16 protein-coding genes are annotated in these 19,422 nt (G+C 36.8%); 13 read left to right on the top strand and 3 right to left on the bottom strand.

All coding sequences use genetic code 11. The features are described from left to right. Window positions 1-130: 130 nt before the first annotated feature. Window positions 131-1,516, top strand: a complete 1,386-nt coding sequence (locus BKO01S_RS16840) for an L-cystine transporter (RefSeq protein WP_066056744.1) — start codon at window positions 131-133, stop codon at window positions 1,514-1,516. Between the two features lie 79 nt (window positions 1,517-1,595). Here the strand turns inward: BKO01S_RS16840 and BKO01S_RS16835 are convergent, their stop codons facing one another. Next, window positions 1,596-2,741, bottom strand: coding sequence for an ROK family transcriptional regulator (locus BKO01S_RS16835; RefSeq protein ID WP_084362119.1), 1,146 nt, complete (start codon window positions 2,739-2,741; stop codon window positions 1,596-1,598). Between the two features lie 179 nt (window positions 2,742-2,920). On the opposite strand from BKO01S_RS16835, the gene xylA reads away from it, so the two are divergent. From xylA to ahpF, 5 genes are all read left to right on the top strand, one after another. Beyond that, window positions 2,921-4,252, top strand: coding sequence for a xylose isomerase (xylA, locus tag BKO01S_RS16830; protein ID WP_066056742.1), 1,332 nt, complete (start codon window positions 2,921-2,923; stop codon window positions 4,250-4,252). Between the two features lie 74 nt (window positions 4,253-4,326). After that, window positions 4,327-5,826: a xylulokinase gene (gene xylB, locus BKO01S_RS16825; protein WP_066056739.1), complete on the top strand. Its 1,500-nt coding sequence runs from the start codon at window positions 4,327-4,329 to the stop codon at window positions 5,824-5,826. A gap of 127 nt (window positions 5,827-5,953) precedes the next feature. Beyond that, window positions 5,954-6,610, top strand: coding sequence for an SGNH/GDSL hydrolase family protein (locus BKO01S_RS16820; protein ID WP_066056734.1), 657 nt, complete (start codon window positions 5,954-5,956; stop codon window positions 6,608-6,610). 470 nt (window positions 6,611-7,080) lie between these two features. Next, window positions 7,081-7,644 carry an alkyl hydroperoxide reductase subunit C gene (gene ahpC, locus BKO01S_RS16815; protein WP_066056731.1) on the top strand — a complete coding sequence of 188 codons (564 nt, stop codon included), beginning with the start codon at window positions 7,081-7,083 and terminating at the stop codon, window positions 7,642-7,644. Window positions 7,645-7,655: 11 nt separating this feature from the next. Beyond that, on the top strand, window positions 7,656-9,185 hold the full coding sequence (ahpF, locus tag BKO01S_RS16810) for an alkyl hydroperoxide reductase subunit F (RefSeq protein ID WP_066056730.1): 1,530 nt from the start codon (window positions 7,656-7,658) through the stop codon (window positions 9,183-9,185). A 26-nt stretch (window positions 9,186-9,211) separates the two neighbouring features. On the opposite strand, the gene BKO01S_RS16805 is transcribed toward ahpF, so the two are convergent. After that, entirely contained in the window at window positions 9,212-10,108 is an 897-nt protein-coding gene (locus BKO01S_RS16805) for a LysR family transcriptional regulator (protein WP_066056727.1), read from the bottom strand. Window positions 10,109-10,241: 133 nt separating this feature from the next. Here BKO01S_RS16805 and BKO01S_RS16800 point away from each other — a divergent pair, with 133 nt between their 5' ends. The 3 genes from BKO01S_RS16800 (at window position 10,242) to BKO01S_RS16790 (ending at window position 11,891) form a co-directional block, all read left to right on the top strand. Then, entirely contained in the window at window positions 10,242-10,820 is a 579-nt protein-coding gene (locus BKO01S_RS16800; protein ID WP_066056724.1) for a LysE family transporter, read from the top strand. Between the two features lie 206 nt (window positions 10,821-11,026). After that, window positions 11,027-11,425 (top strand): MarR family winged helix-turn-helix transcriptional regulator, encoded by a 399-nt coding sequence (locus BKO01S_RS16795; RefSeq protein ID WP_066056721.1) that lies wholly within the window; start codon window positions 11,027-11,029, stop codon window positions 11,423-11,425. Between the two features lie 10 nt (window positions 11,426-11,435). Then, entirely contained in the window at window positions 11,436-11,891 is a 456-nt protein-coding gene (locus tag BKO01S_RS16790; RefSeq protein WP_066056718.1) for a DinB family protein, read from the top strand. A 243-nt stretch (window positions 11,892-12,134) separates the two neighbouring features. Here BKO01S_RS16790 and BKO01S_RS16785 read toward each other — a convergent pair whose 3' ends face one another. Next, complete coding sequence (locus BKO01S_RS16785; RefSeq protein ID WP_066056716.1) at window positions 12,135-13,376, bottom strand: anaerobic sulfatase maturase; 1,242 nt, start codon at window positions 13,374-13,376, stop codon at window positions 12,135-12,137. 219 nt (window positions 13,377-13,595) lie between these two features. Between BKO01S_RS16785 and BKO01S_RS16780 the strand changes: the two genes are divergently transcribed. From BKO01S_RS16780 to BKO01S_RS16765, 4 genes are all read left to right on the top strand, one after another. Continuing rightward, entirely contained in the window at window positions 13,596-14,357 is a 762-nt protein-coding gene (locus BKO01S_RS16780; protein ID WP_066056713.1) for a MurR/RpiR family transcriptional regulator, read from the top strand. A gap of 268 nt (window positions 14,358-14,625) precedes the next feature. Next, window positions 14,626-16,530: a beta-glucoside-specific PTS transporter subunit IIABC gene (locus BKO01S_RS16775; RefSeq protein ID WP_066056710.1), complete on the top strand. Its 1,905-nt coding sequence runs from the start codon at window positions 14,626-14,628 to the stop codon at window positions 16,528-16,530. 91 nt (window positions 16,531-16,621) lie between these two features. After that, window positions 16,622-18,394, top strand: a complete 1,773-nt coding sequence (locus BKO01S_RS16770) for a sulfatase (RefSeq protein WP_066056706.1) — start codon at window positions 16,622-16,624, stop codon at window positions 18,392-18,394. 39 nt (window positions 18,395-18,433) lie between these two features. Beyond that, window positions 18,434-19,399 (top strand): formylglycine-generating enzyme family protein, encoded by a 966-nt coding sequence (locus BKO01S_RS16765; RefSeq protein WP_066056703.1) that lies wholly within the window; start codon window positions 18,434-18,436, stop codon window positions 19,397-19,399. Window positions 19,400-19,422: the final 23 nt, after the last annotated feature.

Below are 19,422 nucleotides of genomic sequence, written 5' to 3'. Positions count from 1 at the left end.
GTTTTGGAAAGCATTTGGTAGTATTGAGAGCATCATTGTGATTTGAATTAAATTTAATTCCTAGTTTACAAATAGGGATAATGTAGTTTATATTATTAAAATATTGAATTTGAGTTTGGAGGGGACTTTGATGACAGTGACTTTGACAATCATTAATATTGTAGTCATGCTTCTATTAATCTTTGGATTATTTAAATTACAGCAAAAGCATGTATCGTTTTCAAAACGAGTATTTATCGCGTTAGGGTTAGGGATTGTATTTGGTCTCGCATTACAGTTTATTTTTGGGGCAGGATCAGAAGTAATTACAGGTACCATTGATTGGTTTTCAATTGTAGGTTCAGGCTATGTGAAGTTGTTGCAAATGGTTGTTATGCCGCTTGTATTTATTTCAATTGTAGCTGCTTTCACCAAGCTAAAGCTGTCAAAAAATATTGGAAAGATTAGTGCACTTATTATTGGTATATTAGTAGGAACGACAGCCATCTCTGCAGCGGTTGGAATTGGAACCACGTTGGTATTTGATTTAGAAGCGGTTCAAATCCAAGCAGGAGATGCGGAAACTGCTCGTGGCGAAGAGATTGAGGTCAGGTTAGGAGAAGTAGAAAACTTAACCATTCCACAACAAATACTTTCTTTGATACCTGCAAATCCGTTTTTAGACCTAACCGGGGCTAGAGCAACATCTACTATTGCCGTTGTTATTTTTGCGGCTTTTATCGGAGTGGCCTATCTTGGGGTTAAGCGTAAGGAGCCCGAGGTGGCAGAATCATTTGCCAAACTAGTTAACGTTTTAAATACGATTACGATGCGTGTAGTAACGCTGATTTTACGCTTAACTCCATATGGGGTATTAGCAATCATTACGAAAGTGACGGCAACAAGTGATTATGAATCAATTGTGAAGCTAGGGAAATTCGTGATTGCCTCTTACGTAGCATTAGGAATTGTCTTTTTGATTCACTTATTACTGCTTTCGTTGGCGGGTTTAAATCCAATTACTTATGTAAAGAAGGTACTCCCAGTACTTACATTTGCTTTTACATCAAGAACTAGTGCAGGTACTTTGCCACTTAATGTGAAAACTCAGTCCGAAGAGTTGGGGGTTCCAACAGGAATAGCAAATTTTGCTGGTTCCTTTGGTCTAACAATTGGGCAAAATGGATGCGCAGGTGTTTATCCAGCGATGTTAGCTATCATGATTGCGCCTACAGTTGGGATCAATCCATTAAGCCCGAGTTTTATCTTTACTGTCATTTTAGTGGTAGCCATCAGTTCATTTGGTGTTGCTGGTGTTGGGGGAGGAGCAACGTTTGCTGCTATCCTCGTATTATCTGCACTTGATTTACCAGTTGCCTTAGCTGGTCTGTTAATTTCTGTTGAACCATTAATCGATATGGGGCGTACAGCATTGAATGTAAGCGGAAGTATGACGGCTGGAGTCTTGACTAGTAAGGTAACGGGTGAGTTAGATACTGATGTATATGTTGAACCTAAACAAACAGTCGGGGTTTAATTTATAGAATGTTGCATATGGAGAAAGTTTATAGGGATTGCATGTGCAATCCCTATTTAATTGCATGTTTTGCATCTCTTCAAGCTTTAATAAAACTCTCAACAACAAAAGCAGACATACCTAGTGCAATTGAATGATTCCCAAGTCTTGAGAAATCTAGTTGAAATTCATTTTGATGATATGCGAGCGAGTGATTTTCAACCGTCGAACGTATGGGTTGCTCGATCCATTCTCTAGCCATCGATAAACGATTTCCTATAATTACTTGGTCAGGGTTAAAGGTATTGATAATATTGTTGATTCCATATCCAAGGTAAGTACCTATTTCTTTAAATAAATTCTGAGCATTTTTATCTTCACTACTAGCTAATTGTATTAAGGTTTCAAGTGAATTCCTATTTTCTCCAGCCTTCTCCAACAGAGCCTGTTCAGAAGCATATGCTTCCCAGCAGCCCCTGCTGCCACAATTACATGGCTTTCCCTTAATATCTATGATCATATGTCCCATTTCACCAGAAAAGCCATTTTTCCCTTGGTAAAGTTCTTTGTTTAAAATGATCCCTACGCCGATTCCGATTCCTGCACTAATATAAATGATGTTTTGATAATCTTGACCAATACCAAACTGTTGTTCACCAAATACCCCAGCATTTGCTTCATTTTCAATGAATACAGGAACTTGGAAAAAGTCCTCAAGATCCTTTTTTATTTGAATGTTTTTCCACCCTAAATTAGGGGCTAACAGAACAGAGCCCTCTTTGTTAACAATCCCAGGTACGCCTACGCCAATCCCAACAATTCCATATCTACTGCTAGGCATCTCGTCAATTAATGATAGGACCATTTCTTTAACAATCTCGATGGTAGCAGCATATGGGGACCTATGAAAAGGGTGATTTTTTTCTATTACGATATTCCCTTTTAAATCAGTTAGTACACACAATACATAGTTAACTCCGATATCAATTCCAATGGAATAACCAACTACTTTATTAAAATGGAGAATTACAGGGCGACGGCCTCCACTAGATTCTCCAGGACCGGATTCATAAACAAGATCTGCGGCTAATAATTCATTTACTAAAGAAGAAACGGTTGCTTTATTTAATCCAGAAACTTGAGCAATGTCAGCTCTTGAAATGGGCTCTTTTTCCATAATCAGTTGTAATACGAGGGCTTTGTTATTTTTTTTTACAACTTGTTGATTCCATGTAATGGTTTCCAATGCTAAAAACTCCTTGTGTAATAGTACATGTATAGTAACATAAAAAGTTTGTTTATTGAATATACAAACTTAGTTGATAGATGTTATTATTAACTTAAGAGAGTTCCTTCCCACTTAGTTTGTTTATCATATAAACTAAGTGGGAAGGAACAAATTTTTAAAAATTAGGAGGAAGAACCATGGCGTATTTCGAATTAATTAACAAAATTCAATTTGAAGGTGCAGGATCTAAAAATCCACTATCATTTAAGTATTATAATCCTGAGGAAGTGGTAAATGGGAAAACGATGGAGGAAAACCTACGTTTCTCCGTTGCTTACTGGCATACATTTACTGCTGATGGTTCAGATCCGTTTGGTGTAGGGACAGCTATTCGTCCGTGGGACCATTTAAAAGGCTTAGATTTAGCAAAAGCACGAGTGGAGGCTGCATTTGAGCTTTTTGAAAAGTTACATGTTCCTTTTTTTGCCTTCCATGATGTTGATATAGCCCCTGAAGGAAGAACATTAAAAGAGACGAATGAGAATCAAGACGTGATCGTTGGAATGATTAAGGAATACATGAAAACTAGCAAAACCAAATTGCTTTGGAATACTGCTAACATGTTTACGAATCCAAGATATGTTCATGGGGCAGCTACTTCCCCTAATGCAGACGTATTCGCTTATTCTGCAGCAAAGGTGAAAAAGGCATTAGAGGTAGCAAATGAACTTGGCGCAGAGAACTATGTATTTTGGGGTGGCCGCGAAGGATATGAAACACTCCTTAACACAAATATGACACTTGAACAGGATAACTTAGCACGTTTCTTTCATATGGCAGTAGACTATGCGAAAGAAATTGGCTTGAATGTTCCATTCTTAATTGAGCCAAAACCGAAAGAGCCTACCAAACACCAATATGATTTTGATGTAGCTACTGGTATTGCATTCTTGCAAAAATATGATTTAACCGATTATTTCAAGTTTAATATTGAAGCAAATCATGCTACACTGGCGGGCCATACATTTGAACATGAATTAAGAACTGCTCGAATTAATGGAATGCTTGGTTCTGTTGATGCTAACCAAGGTGATACACTACTTGGGTGGGATACAGACGAATTCCCAACGGACCTATATACCAATACATTGGCAATGTATGAAATCTTACAAAATGGTGGCTTAGGTAGTGGCGGTCTAAACTTTGATGCAAAAGTTAGAAGAGGATCGTTTGAAGCGGAAGATCTGTTCCATGCACATATCGCTGGAATGGATGCATTTGCGATTGGTCTAAAAGTTGCGAATAAGTTAATTGAAGACAAGGTGCTCGACAGTTTCGTTGAGGAACGCTATAGCAGCTTTACAAAAGGAATTGGTCTAGAAATTGTAGAAGGAAGAACGAACTTCCGTGAATTAGAAGAGTATGCACTTCAATTAACAGAAATCAAAAATCAATCAGGTAGAACAGAACGCTTAAAAGCAGTCATTAACCAATATATACTTGAGACCCTTACTAGTGTAACAGTTTAATAACGAAAATAATCAAAAATGTGCTGGCAGTATATTTACTCCAGCACATTTTTGGATAGAGAGGATGAGACAAAATGAAATACGTCATTGGTGTTGATCTTGGTACGAGTGCCGTAAAAATATTACTTGTTAATCAAAATGGAGAAGTGTGTATAGAGATATCTAAATCTTACCCCCTTATTATTGACAAATCTGGTTACTCGGAACAAAACCCGGAAGAATGGGTGGAAAAAACGACAGCAGGTTTGGCTGAATTGGTGGAACAATTTGAAGGAGATGTAAACGATATTGAGGGCATGAGCTTCTCCGGCCAAATGCATGGATTAGTTTTACTAGATAATCAGCATCAAGTATTAAGAAATGCGATTTTATGGAATGACACAAGGACGACGAAACAGTGTCAAGAGATTTACGAGACCGTCGGGAAACAGAAATTACTCGAAATAACAAAAAATCCTGCTTTAGAGGGTTTTACTTTACCTAAAATTCTTTGGGTAAAAGAGCAGGAACCAGAAATTTTTGAGAGAGCCAGTTTGTTTCTGCTTCCAAAGGATTATCTTCGTTACCGAATGACGGGGAATGTTCACATGGAGTACTCTGATGCGGCGGGTACCTTATTACTAAATGTGGCCAAGCACGAATGGAGTACAGAAATCTTAGAAGCCTTTGACCTCTCACCTAATTTATGTCCACCTCTAGTAGAGTCTCAAGCTTTTGTTGGAAGCATAACGGCTAAAGTTGCAAAAGAAACCGGGTTGTCAGAAGGGATAAAAGTATTTGCCGGCGGTGCAGACAATGCGTGTGGTGCGATTGGCTCTGGGATCCTATCAGAGGGGAAAACTCTCTGCAGTATCGGTACCTCTGGTGTTGTGCTTTCTTATGAAGAAAGAAATGATTTAGATTTTGAAGGAAAGGTTCATTATTTTAATCATAGTGAAGAAAACGCTTACTATACCATGGGTGTGACTCTTGCAGCTGGCTATAGTTTAAGCTGGTTTAAAGATATGTTTGCAAAGGACGAGGCATTTGATCGATTTTTAGATGGAATTGAAAATGTACCGGCTGGAAGTAATGGATTACTTTTTACTCCGTATATCGTCGGGGAAAGAACGCCACATGCGGATTCAACTATCCGAGGCAGTTTTGTTGGTGTGGATGCGGCACATGAACGTCAGCAATTTGTTCGTGCAGTCCTTGAGGGAATCACCTTTTCATTAAATGAATCCATCGAAATTTTTAGAAGCAGTGGAAAAAAGATTGATTCCATCGTTTCTATCGGTGGGGGGGCAAAGAGTGATGTATGGTTGCAGATGCAAGCAGATATTTTTAATGCAAAGATTGAAAAGCTTTCGAGTGAACAAGGTCCTGGAATGGGAGCTGCTATGTTAGCAGCCTATGGGTGTGGCTGGTATCCATCGCTAAAGAAGTGTGCAGAAGAATTTATTCAAACCTCAAAAACATATCTTCCTATTGAAGAAAATGTGAAAGCTTATAGAAAGTTATTTGCTATTTATCAACAGGTATATAGACAAACAAAAGAATTAAATCAGAAGTTAAGTGAATTCAGGAAATGATTTCTAAGCCCGGACGGAAGTAATCGATATGAACTTCCGCGAATGCTGATCCTTCAGAACCATACATTAGATGAATTTGTTAGAATGATAGAAACAGGTTACTAATATATTTTCTGGAGGAATAGAAATGATCATTGAGCCGTCTCAAAAACTATTATTTATTGGGGATTCTATTACTGATTGTGAGCGAGTAAAACCAGAAGGAGAAGGGTTGTTTCAGGCTCTAGGTAAGGGCTATGTCTCTTATGTTGATGCGCTATTGCAAGCGGTTTATCCGGAACTTGGGATAAGAGTTGTCAATAAGGGGATAAACGGGAATACCGTTCGCGATCTGAAAAACAGATGGCAAGAAGATGTTATTAGCCAAAACCCAGATTGGGTATCTATCATGATTGGGATCAACGATGTTTGGCGACAATATGACACTCCTTTTATTAAAGAATGGCATGTGTATCTAGAGGAATATGAGGATACCCTTAGGAAGCTTGTTAAGGAGACCAAACCTTTAGTGAAGGGGATGATCCTTATGACTCCATTTTATATAGAAAGCAACGAGCTAGACCAGATGCGACAGTCCATGGATCAATACGGGCTAGTGGTAAAGAAAATAGCAGAAGAAGAAGGGTGTTTATTCATTGATACCCAAGCTGCTTTTAATGCAGTATTAAAAGAACTATATTCAGCCACATTGGCTTGGGACCGTGTCCACCCTACAGCTGCCGGGCATATGGTTCTGGCTCGCGCATTCTTAAAGAAAGTTGGCTTTGATTGGAACCGTTCGTAACTTTACAGAGGAAATAAGTAAAAAGATTGAAAGGAAGAGGAGGCACTCACCTTATAGGTTTGTGCTTCTTTTTGCTTCTAATTTGTTGCTTTTGAAAAAAATTCTAAAACGCTCTCAATTATATGAGTGATAGTAAAGAAAACCCTTAAGAGGTGATATTTATATTTTTCATTCGGGTATGTTATATTGATAATTGTATAGAATAGTTTTTGTATGAATGTTGGAATTGCTGTCAAATCAATCCTAGTTATTTATCCCTTTGTGAATATTATCACGATCGGTTGTTCTCAATTGGCTTGTTAAATTGTCATTCAATCTGTTTTTAAAATCATATTTAAATGAGGATTTTCATTGACAAAAAATATTTAATATACAATAATAATAACTATGTATTTATAATGATTCTTAATAAGGGTTATTTCAACGTATTTTAGAATCATCTAAACATCTATTAGGAGGAAATAATTACTATGTCACTAATTGGAAAAGAAGTAGCACCATTTGCTGCAAAAGCGTACCAAAAGGGAGAATTTATCGACGTATCAGAAGCGAATTTTAAAGGGAAATGGAGCATTGTTTGTTTTTACCCAGCAGATTTCACTTTTGTTTGTCCTACAGAATTAGAAGATCTTCAAAATCAATATGCAACTTTAAAGGATCTTGGAGTGGAAGTATATTCTGTATCAACTGATACTCATTTTACACACAAAGCATGGCATGATCATTCAGAAGCGATTGGCAAAATTGAATACATTATGATTGGTGACCCTTCTCAAAAGATTACTCGTATCTTTGACGTTCTAGACGAAGAAGAAGGTCTTGCAGATCGTGGTACATTTATTATCGACCCAGATGGTGTGATCCAAGCTGTAGAAATTAATGCAGGTGGTATTGGCCGTGACGCAAGCACACTTGTAAACAAAGTGAAGGCGGCTCAGTATGTTCGTAATAACCCAGGTGAAGTTTGTCCAGCAAAATGGGAAGAAGGGGCAGCTACACTTAAGCCAAGTCTTGACCTAGTAGGTAAGATTTAAGGAGCAGGATTATGTTATTAGATGCAGATATTAAAGCACAATTAGCCCAATATCTTGAACTGATGGAGGGTGAAATTTTACTCAAAGTGAGTGCAGGTTCTGACGATGTTTCTCGTGACATGCTAGCTCTAGTGGACGAATTAGCTACAATGTCATCAAAAATTAAAGTAGAAAACACTCAATTAGAGAGAACACCTAGCTTTAGTGTAAATCGTGTAGGAGAAGATACTGGAATTGTTTTTGCTGGTATCCCACTTGGTCACGAGTTTACATCACTAGTTCTGGCGCTACTACAAGTAAGTGGCAGAGCTCCTAAAGTAGATCCATCTGTAATTGAACAAATTAAAAAAATTAAGGGCGAGTACCGGTTTGAATCATATATCAGTCTAACCTGCCACAACTGTCCTGACGTTGTACAGGCACTGAATGTTATGAGTGTTCTTAACCCTAACATTACACACACTATGATTGACGGTGCAGCATTTAAAGAAGAGGTTGAAAGTAAAGAGATAATGGCAGTGCCAACCGTTCTTCTCAATGGAGAAAACTTTGGCAGTGGTCGTATGACACTTGAAGAAATCCTTGCTAAAATGGGGACTGGCCCTGATGCCTCTGAACTTTCTGATAAGGATCCTTACGATGTTCTTGTTGTTGGGGGCGGTCCAGCAGGTGCGAGTGCAGCAATCTATGCAGCCCGCAAAGGCATTCGTACAGGTATTGTTGCTGAGCGCTTTGGTGGTCAAGTAATGGATACTATGGGCATAGAGAACTTTATCAGTGTGAAATATACTGAAGGTCCGAAGCTTGTTGCAAGCCTTGAAGAGCATGTGAAAGATTATGGTATCGATGTAATGAACTTACAACGTGCCAAAGGGATAGAAAAGAAAGACCTTATTGAGCTTGAGCTCGAAAATGGTGCTGTCTTAAAGAGTAAAACCGTTATCCTTTCAACGGGTGCACGTTGGCGTAATGTTGGTGTACCAGGTGAAGCAGAATTTAAAAACAAGGGCGTTGCCTACTGCCCACATTGTGATGGTCCATTATTTGAAGGAAAGGACGTTGCAGTAATTGGTGGAGGTAATTCTGGTATTGAAGCTGCTATAGACTTGGCAGGGATTGTGAAACATGTAACAGTTCTTGAGTTTATGCCTGAGCTGAAAGCTGATTCTGTCTTACAAGACCGACTATATAGCCTACCAAACGTAACGGTTCATAAAAATGTTCAAACGAAGGAAATCACTGGAACTGATAAGGTTAACGGTATTTCTTTCACCGATCGTGAAACGGGAGAAGAACACCACGTTGAATTACAAGGTGTGTTCGTCCAAATCGGTCTGGTACCTAATACCGATTGGTTAGGTGACTCGATTGAGCGTACTCGCTTCGGTGAAATCGTAGTGGACAAGCATGGTGCTACGAACATTCCTGGCGTATTTGCTGCTGGTGATTGTACGGACAGTGCTTACAAGCAAATTATTATATCTATGGGTTCTGGAGCAACTGCAGCCCTAGGTGCATTTGATTATCTTATTAGAAATTAATTTTTAATAGCAAAAAGCTGCCAAGATTAATTGGCAGCTTTTTTGTTGGTACTAGTAGATTGTAAAATAAGCTCAATAAAACCTTCTACTGCTGGAGATAACCATTTTTTCTTTTTGATCAACATATGAGAATAGAATGGTTCGAACTTTTCAGAATGATTTAAGAGTTTAAGCTGGCCACTTTCTACATCTTCCTTAACAGTAATGTAAGGTAAGGCAGAAAATCCAAGACCACTTTTCACAATCTGTTTAATTGCTTCTATACTCCACAATTCCATTGTTTGAAAGGTATCGATGCCTTCCCTTAATAGAATTCTTTCAAACATTGAGCGATAACTACAGCCTTCTTCATTTGTAATGAAATATTGGTTGTAGTTATTTTTTTTATATTCATCAAAATGTTCTGGACCTTCAATATTACTTACTAGTACGATTTTCTCTTCACCTAAAGAATAATGAATGCATTTTTCGAGTTTTATATCGGGATAGACCATGAAGGCAACATCTACTCGTCCACTAATTAAATCATTTTGGTTTTGTCCACATGTACCATTGGTTAATATTAGTTTGACATTGGGGTACCTTAGGGAATATTCCTTTATTATTGGAGACAACATGGAGATGGTTAGAGACTCCGGTGCAGCTATTTTTAATACACCTTTCACTTCGTTGGTGCTCTTCATGCTTTTAATCTGTTCGTGAGTAGAAAGCAAATCTTCTGCTAAAGGTATTAACTCTCTAGCTAACTGAGTAAGCTGCAAATTTCTATTTATATAGGTAAAAAGTTCTCCACCAATCTCGGATTCAAGTGCCTGAATATGAGAAGTTATGGTCGATTGAGTATATCCTAACTTCAAAGCAGCTCCTGTATAACTTCCGATTTCTATAATAGATTGAAACGTTACTAGGTGTCTAATTTCCATATCGTTCTCCTTATGCTGTATGATCTATCGAAAAAAATGATAATGAAATTATTAATTTCAATTTTATTAATAATTATTTTTATCATACAATAAAAGCGGTTCGACAGTAAATTAGTAAAAAGAAGGTGAGAGTATGAGTATAGTAGCGTTTCTTTCGTATGTGATCATTACATCTATTACGCCTGGTCCAAGTAATATTCTTATGATGAATGAAGCAAGGAGGTTTGGTTTTATTGGTTCATGGCGATTTATTAGCGGCATCTTGTTGGGGTTTGCGGCAATAGGGATAATAAGTGGAATATTTACAACTAGCCTATACAATTGGATTCCTGTTATAGAGCCATATTTTAAAATAGCTGGTGCGACATATCTTCTTTACTTAACCTGGCAGGTCTGTTTACCAAAAGCAACAAAGAGGGATATCCAAGGTGTGCAGTCTTCTTTTTTTTCGGGGTTTATTTTTCAACTCATAAATGTTAAAAGCATCTTGTTCTTTTTAACAGTGTTAAGTGCGTTTATTTTACCGTTTAATGATTCTCTTACATCTGTAAATGCTTATTTAGCTTTAGCCATTCTTCTAGGATGGTTAGCCTTACTATTGTGGTCAGGGTTTGGATCACTGTTCAAAAAGTTCTTTGCCAAGCATGACCAGTTATTTCGATTCGTTATGAGTCTGCTATTAATTTATTCTGCGGTTACTATTTTTCTTTAGGCTTATTACCTATGTTTGGACCTGAAATTGTCGATATAGGAATTCACAGTTAAAAATGAACCAATCAGGAATATTAAAATTCCAGTGATACTAGTTGGATACAATAAATGCCACAAACAATCGCCTCCACCCATATTATATCGCATTAAGATACTTTGTTGTTTTGAATTATATCACGTTGAGATATAATTAACAATATAGAAAGGGTGGATACTTTGTTATCGAAAGAGGTATATGAATATTTAGCAGAGTTTCGTTATCAACTTAGAAGGTTTCAGAAGTTTAGTGAGGAAGCTGCCCGGTCGCAAGGGCTCACTGCACAACAACACCAATTAATACTTGCTATTCAGGGTTTTCCAAAGCGGAGTGTAGTAACCACAACTGAATTGGCTGAAAGGTTGCAAATAACCCATCATGCATGTGTAGGATTAATTGATCGTTGTGCAGAGGGAGGTCTGGTTACTCGGGAGAACAATCCAGAGGACGGTAGAAGTGTTTTGATTCGGGTAACCTCAAAAGGTTTAAAGATATTAGAGAAACTGTCAGAGGCACATTTAGAGGAAATTGAAAAAATCCAGCTGTTCAGAAAGGCTAAACAACATTAAGGAGGGTTATATGAAACATTTAATTGACGAATACAAAGAAAGTTACCATAAAATTGTTAATGAAATTGAAGGGGTAACAGATGACCAATTCTTATTTAAACCACATGAAAATAGCTGGAGTATAAGGGAAATTATTATCCATGTAACGGATGCTGAACTTGTACATATTCATCGAATGAAATCAGTTTTATCAGAAGAAAATCCAATACTTACTGCCTTTGATCAAGATGCTTGGACATCTCAATTAAAGACACAAGCGCTTGATCATCAGTTATATCTTTCGTTATTAAATACTATGATCAACAGTTTTACCCCTATTTTAAATGAATTAGAGGAGGATGATTTTTTTCGAGTAGGTACCCACAATATAGAAGGGGAATTTACTTTTAAGGAATTACTAGAACACTCTTTAGAACACATACAAAACCACATTGAGCAGATTAGAAGGATAAAGAAAGGATTTTAGTATAAATGTGAGGGTGAGGGAGGGCCGAATAACAATCAATGCCAAGAATCCCAACATTATATTTATATCCCCGTTAACCTCAACACATTAAAGGGTATTATGAGCACGGTTTCGTGATGGTACTACAAAAGTTAGAGCGAAATTAACTTTTGAGGGTTCCGCTCATGTAAATGGTGCTCTTTTTGTACTTTTTTAAAAAAGTCTACTCCACTAATTACCTATTCTGTTTCTTAAAAAAAGAAGTTACACCAATAAAGGCCCACAGCACTTTTTAAATTTCTTCCCACTCCCACACAAACATTGTTCATTTCTTTCTGGAAATCGGTAACCACTATCCTTTAATTCATTCATACGCGCTCTTTTAATATTTATAGCTAGTTCAAGCATTCTATCATGTGCATATCGATAAACTTGTTTGAAGCTACTACAAAAATAATCTACTCCAGTTACGTTGTTCTCAGTAATTCGATTTCGTGGGCACCCGCCATGACAAAGTTTAAGAAACTCACATGTTTTACAAGAATTCGGAAGTAAAGGTTTCATTGCTTGGAATTTATCCATGTTAGAATGGGAGAGTATTTCTTCTAATGAATCTGTTCGTATATTTCCTAATTTATATTGTTGGTCAATAAAGAAATCACAAGGGTATGCATCCCCATTTTGCTCAAAAACAAGTGTTTTTGGACAAGATTTTTGATTCGTGCAAATTTGAGGTTGTTCGTTAAGATAGACGGCAAGCATATTATCAAAGAAGCGAATCGACATTTCTGGATATCTATTGTTATACCAAATATCAAAAACTTTACAAAGGAAATCTCCATATTCTTTAGGAGTGATTAAGTATGATCCGGTTTGGGTGATATCTTGAGCAAGGAAATCCATACAAGGGATAAATTGGATGTAGGGAAATCTATGTTCCTTATAAAAATCCATTAATTCTTTTGCATGATTAATATTATTTTCATGTAAGACGGTCAAGATATTAAATTCAACCCCAGCTGCACGTAAGCAATCTATGCCTTTCATTATCGTTCGATAACTTCCTTTTCCTGAACCAGTCACTCTCCGACTATCGTTAATTGATTCAGGCCCATCAACACTTACCCCGACAAAAAATTTATATTCCCTGAAGAAATTAGCCCATTCTTCAGTAATTAATGTTCCGTTTGTTTGGATTGAGTTACTAATAATGGTGTTTTTAGGAGCATATTTTGCTTGTAATCGAACGACCTTTTTGAAAAAATTTAGTCCTGCTAATAATGGCTCTCCACCTTGCCATACAAAGGGAACCACCCCTCGTTTTAAGGTCATATATTCTTTTATAAATTTTTCAAGAACATCATCTTCTATTACTTGGATATTGTCTGGTCTCCCATTGCACCGACTGTAATAGCAGTAATCGCAAGCTAGATTACAAGCTTCCGAGACTGTTTTCCACATTACTCCAGATAGTGAGGTTGTTGCTACCATAGACTCTGTCGCCATTTATGTTCACTCCCAAAAGGTGATATTATCTGTATATTAGAAGCTAGCGTGAAAAGCGGATATGATATAAATCACTAATTTAGATACAAAAGGAACAGATAGCATTAGATTAGTAAAAACTAAAGTGAATATTTATATTTTTTTTAAAGAAATATCATTTATAATTGTTTGTTAATAAAAGGTGACATTAAAACGAATGTATTTAGGGGAGGTTTATAAATGAAACTCGAAGATCTGATAAAAGAAAAATATACTTCGTTTACTGAGGGAGATATTGCGATAGCAAGATATTTACTGAATAGTACAGAGGATATTTCAAAGATGAGCATCAATGAACTAGCAAAAAATAGTTTAACCTCTAAATCATCTGTTTTAAGATTTGCTCAGAAGTTAGGTTTTTCTGGATTTACTGAAATGAAAAATTTCTTAAAATGGGGAAATTTTTTTTCTGAGAATTCAATAACATATAGTGAACTAGGGGATCTCCTAAGCGAGAGCGTTAAAAAAACAATAGAAACCTTCAAGAATTTGAATCTTGATAACATACATCAGGCAATCGATGAAAGCGAACATGTTTATTTAATAGGGACGGGACTCTCACAGCAAAGTATGGCTGCACAGATGCAAAGAATTTTCTTAGGATTAGGTAAAGAAATGCAGGTTCTTCCTATAGGTTTACAGACTACTCTTTATCAGATAATGATTGAGAGAATGTGTGAAAAAGATCTACTTATTGTTTTCTCTGGATCAGGTAATAACCAAATATTAAAGGAAGAACTATCAACACCTATTCTGAAGAACGTAAAAATACTTGGAATCACTTCTACCGGAAATAATTGGTTGGCTAATCATTCAACATTTAGTATTACTGCTCATGTTGACATGGATAATCAAATATCTAATTTGCTATCTATATCTAGTCCTTTCAATGTAATTATTGAATTACTGGCTTATAGTTACATAAAATACAAAAATTTATAGGAGTTCTACCATTGAGACTTAAAACGGGGTACGTATAGACCCCGTTTTTTCTTAAACTTTTTCTATATATTTTCAAAGGCGGATGTTCCCAAATGTTGAAACCGTTTCCCAAAAGACCCGAACATACTACAACCAACGATGTTAATAAACTATAATCCAATAGAAGGCGCTTTCAGTTCATAGGACAATAGAAGAACTTGTAACACTTTAAGGGGTTTTGTGATTAATTGGGTCCATTAGAAAAAGAAAAAAGGGGAGAAGGGTCAATATGAAATATGAACAATTAGCAAAAGACATAATTAATAATATTGGTGGCAAAGAAAATGTTATTAGTGTTGTTCATTGTGTTACCCGCTTACGTTTTAAGCTAAGAGACGAAAGTAAGGCTAATACTGATGTATTGAAAGACATGGATGGCGTCGTAACAGTGATGCAAAGTGGGGGCCAGTACCAAGTCGTTATCGGAAATCATGTTCCTGATGTTTACAAAGTAGTTGTAGAAGTTGGAGGTTTTCAATCTGAAGTATCCTCAGAAGAAGAGGATGGTAAAAAACAAGGTCTTTTTAATAAATTTATTGATATTATCTCGGGGATATTTGCTCCAACATTGGGTGTGTTAGCTGCAACCGGTATGATTAAAGGGTTTAACGCAATGTTTGTAGCATTAGGCATATATACAAATACAACAGGAACATATCAGATTTTAAATGCTGTTGGTGACGCACTATTCTTTTTCTTCCCAATCTTTTTAGGTCTTACAGCTGCAAAAAAGTTCAACTTAAATCAATTTGTTGGTATGGCGATAGGAGCAGCATTAGTTTATCCAGCTATAACCGGTTTAAGAGCGGGAGAACCACTTTATACTTTATTTGAAGGAACGATGTTTCAATCGCCTGTCTTTATAACGTTTCTAGGGATACCAGTTATTTTGATGACGTACTCATCTTCAGTTATTCCGATTGTGCTTGCTACTTTTGTAGGGGCTAAACTGGAGAAGTTCTTTTCTAAAGTAATTCCGGATGTTGTTAAAACCTTCTTGGTGCCTTTCTTTACCCTATTAGTAATTGTTCCACTAACATTCATAATTATTGGTCCAATTGCCACATGGATCGGCATGCTCCTAGGAAATGCTTCCATCTGGGCATATGATTTAAGTCCTTTAATAGCAGGAATAGTAATTGGTGGATTATGGCAACTATTTGTAATGTTTGGATTACATTGGGGATTAATTCCTATTGGAATCAATAACTTAAGTGTAATGGGATATGACTTTCTATTAGTTTTAACATCTGCTACATCAATGGCAACTTTGGGTGTTGTACTTGGAGTTTTTGTTAAGACAAAACAGCAAAAAATAAAGACACTTAGTATTCCAGCAGCAGTTTCAGCATTCTTTGGAGTATCAGAGCCTGCGCTTTATGGTATTACACTTCCGCTAAAAAGACCATTTATATTAACCCTTATTACCTCAGCAGTTGGGGGCGCAATTATGGGGGGAATGGGGACGAAAGCATACATGATGGGTGGAATGGGTGTTTTCGGAATTCCGTCTAAGATAAGCCCAGAAGGTATTACCTTAGGATTCTGGGGTGGTATTATCGCTATGGTTGTAAACGTAATCCTTGGCTTTACGCTAACTTACTTTTTCGGTGGTATAGGGAAGGAAAAGGAAATAGAGGATCCTAATAAAGGCAAAAGGAAAAATGAGAATTTGGAGAAAAATGAAGAAATATCTAGTCCTTTAAAAGGTGAAGTAAGATTATTATCTGAAATTGAGGACATCGCTTTTGCCTCAGGCTCACTTGGAAAAGGAATCGCGATTGAGCCGACTGAAGGTAGATTAGTTTCACCTGTTTCTGGAACAATCTCAGCTATTTTCCCAACGAAACATGCCGTTGGTATAACAACTGATGATGGTGTAGAAATCTTGATTCATATAGGAATGGATACAGTACAACTAAAAGGGAAGTTTTTCTCTACTCATATTGATCAAGGAGCAAGGGTGGAAAAAGGTCAATTACTAATCGATTTTGATATTGAACAAATTAAAAAGGCCGGTTACTCCCTAACAACACCTGTCGTGATCACAAATACGGATAAGTATAATGATTTTATAGCAACTAACAAACATCAAATTAATCATGGTGATAGTTTAATAACTCTAGTAAGCTAAAATATTTATATAGAAGAAGGAAGGTAATCTATTACTTTCCTTCTACTTCATTTAAGTGAAATTGTGAACAAAGGAAAGGACTGAGTACCAAATGAAAGTAATTCAAGTTATGTTTGACACCTTAAGAAGAGATTACTTAACTCCATACGGAGGAACAGATATCAGTACACCAAATTTCGATCGATTGGCAGAAAAATCAGTTCGATTCGATAACTTCTTTGCTGGGAGTTTGCCATGTATGCCTGCTCGTCGTGAACTTCACACGGGTCGCTACAATTTTCTTCATAGAGGATGGGGACCAGTCGAGCCGTTTGATGACTCAATGCCAGAAATCTTAACAAATAACGGTGTATATACTCATTTGGTAACAGATCATAAACATTATTGGAGAGATGGTGGTGCTACATATCACCCTCGTTATTCTTCATATGAATTAATTAGGGGCCAAGAAGGGGATCGGTGGAAGCCAAGAGTAGTAAAGAATATGGAAGTTAAGGGTCTAGAGAATCTTCACCCTAAAATGAAGGAAAGAAAATTAGGAAGTATCACTCAGGATTTGGTTAACCGAGAATATATGCAAAGGGAAGAGGATCACCCTCTCTATCGAACCGTGGAAGCAGGACTTCATTTTTTAAAAGAAAACAAAGATGCTGATCATTGGTTTTTACAAATAGAATGCTTTGACCCTCACGAACCGTTTTTTGTACCAAAGAAATATTTGGATATGTGTGGTGTTACCGATGAATATGATGGATGGATAACGTATACCCATGATGATTTTTCCAATGATAAAAGAAACATGGTACAAGGATACTATAAAGCACTAGTTAAGATGTGTGATGAATATTTAGGAAAAGTATTGGATTATATGGATGAATGGAATTTATGGGAAGATACCATGCTCATTGTAAACACAGATCACGGTTTTCTATTAGGTGAACATGAGTGGTGGGGTAAAAATATTATGCCTTTCTATAATGAAGTTGCGCAATTGCCATTTTTTATCTGGGATCCCCGTAGTAGGGTACAAAATGTTCATTGTGAGCAGTTGGCTCAGACCATTGATGTTCCTGCAACCATTTTAGAATTTTTTAATTTAACCATTCCTAATGATATGGATGGAAAACCACTAACAACAATCATACATGAGGAGCATCCAAATCATGATGATGTATTGTTTGGGGCCTATGCAAGCAGTATAAATATTTCTGATGGGGAATACGTTTATATGAGATTTCCAAGTCCGAATTATGAGGGTAAATTATACGAATATACATTATCACCCATGCGAATGGAAAGACGTTTTACACCAAAAGAACTTACAAATATAACCTTGGATAACTCGTTTAGCTTTACTAAGGGGATCAGTGTATTAAAAGTTGAATCAGATACTAATATGATGAAGAGTTATCAACGATATCAGAATAGACTTTATAACTATAAAGAGGATCCAAAACAAGAACTACCGATTTATGATATAAAAAAGGAATTCGAAATGATTCAAAGAATGAAACATTTAATGAAAGAAAATGAAGCACCACAAGAGCTTTATGCTTATTATGGGCTTGATAAAGTTAATTCTGAAAACGACCTAATAAATGAGCATGAAAGTATCGGTAAAGAAAAGGAAATCTCCTTAAATGGGCTTTCATTTAGTAATAGCGGCACAAAAGAGGGGTATTTATTGTTGCAGGGTATATTAAAAGGTGAAATGAAAGAAGAATTAACTAATTACTTTATCTCACTAGGAAATGGCCATGTTATTGATACGGAGCAAATTCAACATTGGGTAGAGGGGAATGTGCCAAAAGAAGAACAGCCTTTTACCATTTATCAATTAAATATGGCTTTAAGAATAGACTAATTCAAAATAAACATTTAGCACTTTAAAGAGGAGTCCCCTATGAATACGGATAATAGAAAGACCTGTTGTTCCATCAATAGAAATAAAGTTACACATAATGTAGAAACGAAGGAAAAGGATTTTGCAAGGGAGCCCTTACTGGAGGAACCCACCAAGACTAATGGAGAAAGGGTCTTGATTCCAGGGGGGAGCTTTTATATGGGGGATTCATTTAATGAAGGATTTCCTCAAGATGGAGAAACCCCTGTAAAAGAAGTTGAAGTATCTCCTTTTCATATGGATACATTTGCTGTAACGAATAAGGACTTTTCAGCTTTTGTAAAGGATACAGGTTATATTACTGAGTCAGAGAAATATGGTTGGTCATTTGTATTTTATCAATTTGTTGATAGGGACAAGGTTGAGTTAGCTGAACCATCTAATCATTGGTGGCTACCTGTTAAAGATGCTTATTGGTCACAACCTGAAGGGAAAGGATCCTCTATTGAAGAGCGTATGAACCATCCAGTTGTTCAGGTGACATGGAATGACGCAATGGCTTACTGTGATTGGGCTGGGAAAAGACTACCTACTGAAGCGGAATGGGAATTTGCCGCACGTGGTGGATTGGTTAAAAAGCGGTATCCCTGGGGTAATGAGTTAACTCCTGATGGAGAACATCGTTGCAATATATGGCAGGGGACATTTCCAACCTATAACGATATGAGCGATGGGTATATAGGAACAGCACCTGTAGATACATTTAAGCCAAATGGTTATGGTCTTTATAATATGTCAGGGAATGTTTGGGAATGGTGTTCTGACTATTTCGACCCTAGATATGATCATAGTAAAATAAAAGATCCAAAGGGACCTGATAGAGGTAGAGGGCGTTCAATGAGAGGTGGGTCATTTCTTTGTCATGACTCATATTGCAATCGTTACCGGGTTGCTGCCCGTAATTCAAATCCACCTGATACGTCTTCTAGTAATTTAGGGTTTCGTTGTGTATCTGACATTCGATAAGCGTGTAATTAGAGGCAAATATC

This window comes from Robertmurraya korlensis NBRC 107688, assembly GCF_001591645.1.
Classification (GTDB): domain Bacteria; phylum Bacillota; class Bacilli; order Bacillales; family Cytobacillaceae; genus Robertmurraya_A.
Note: the sequence above shows the minus strand (reverse complement) of the source record. Positions and strands in the feature narration are given on the sequence as shown.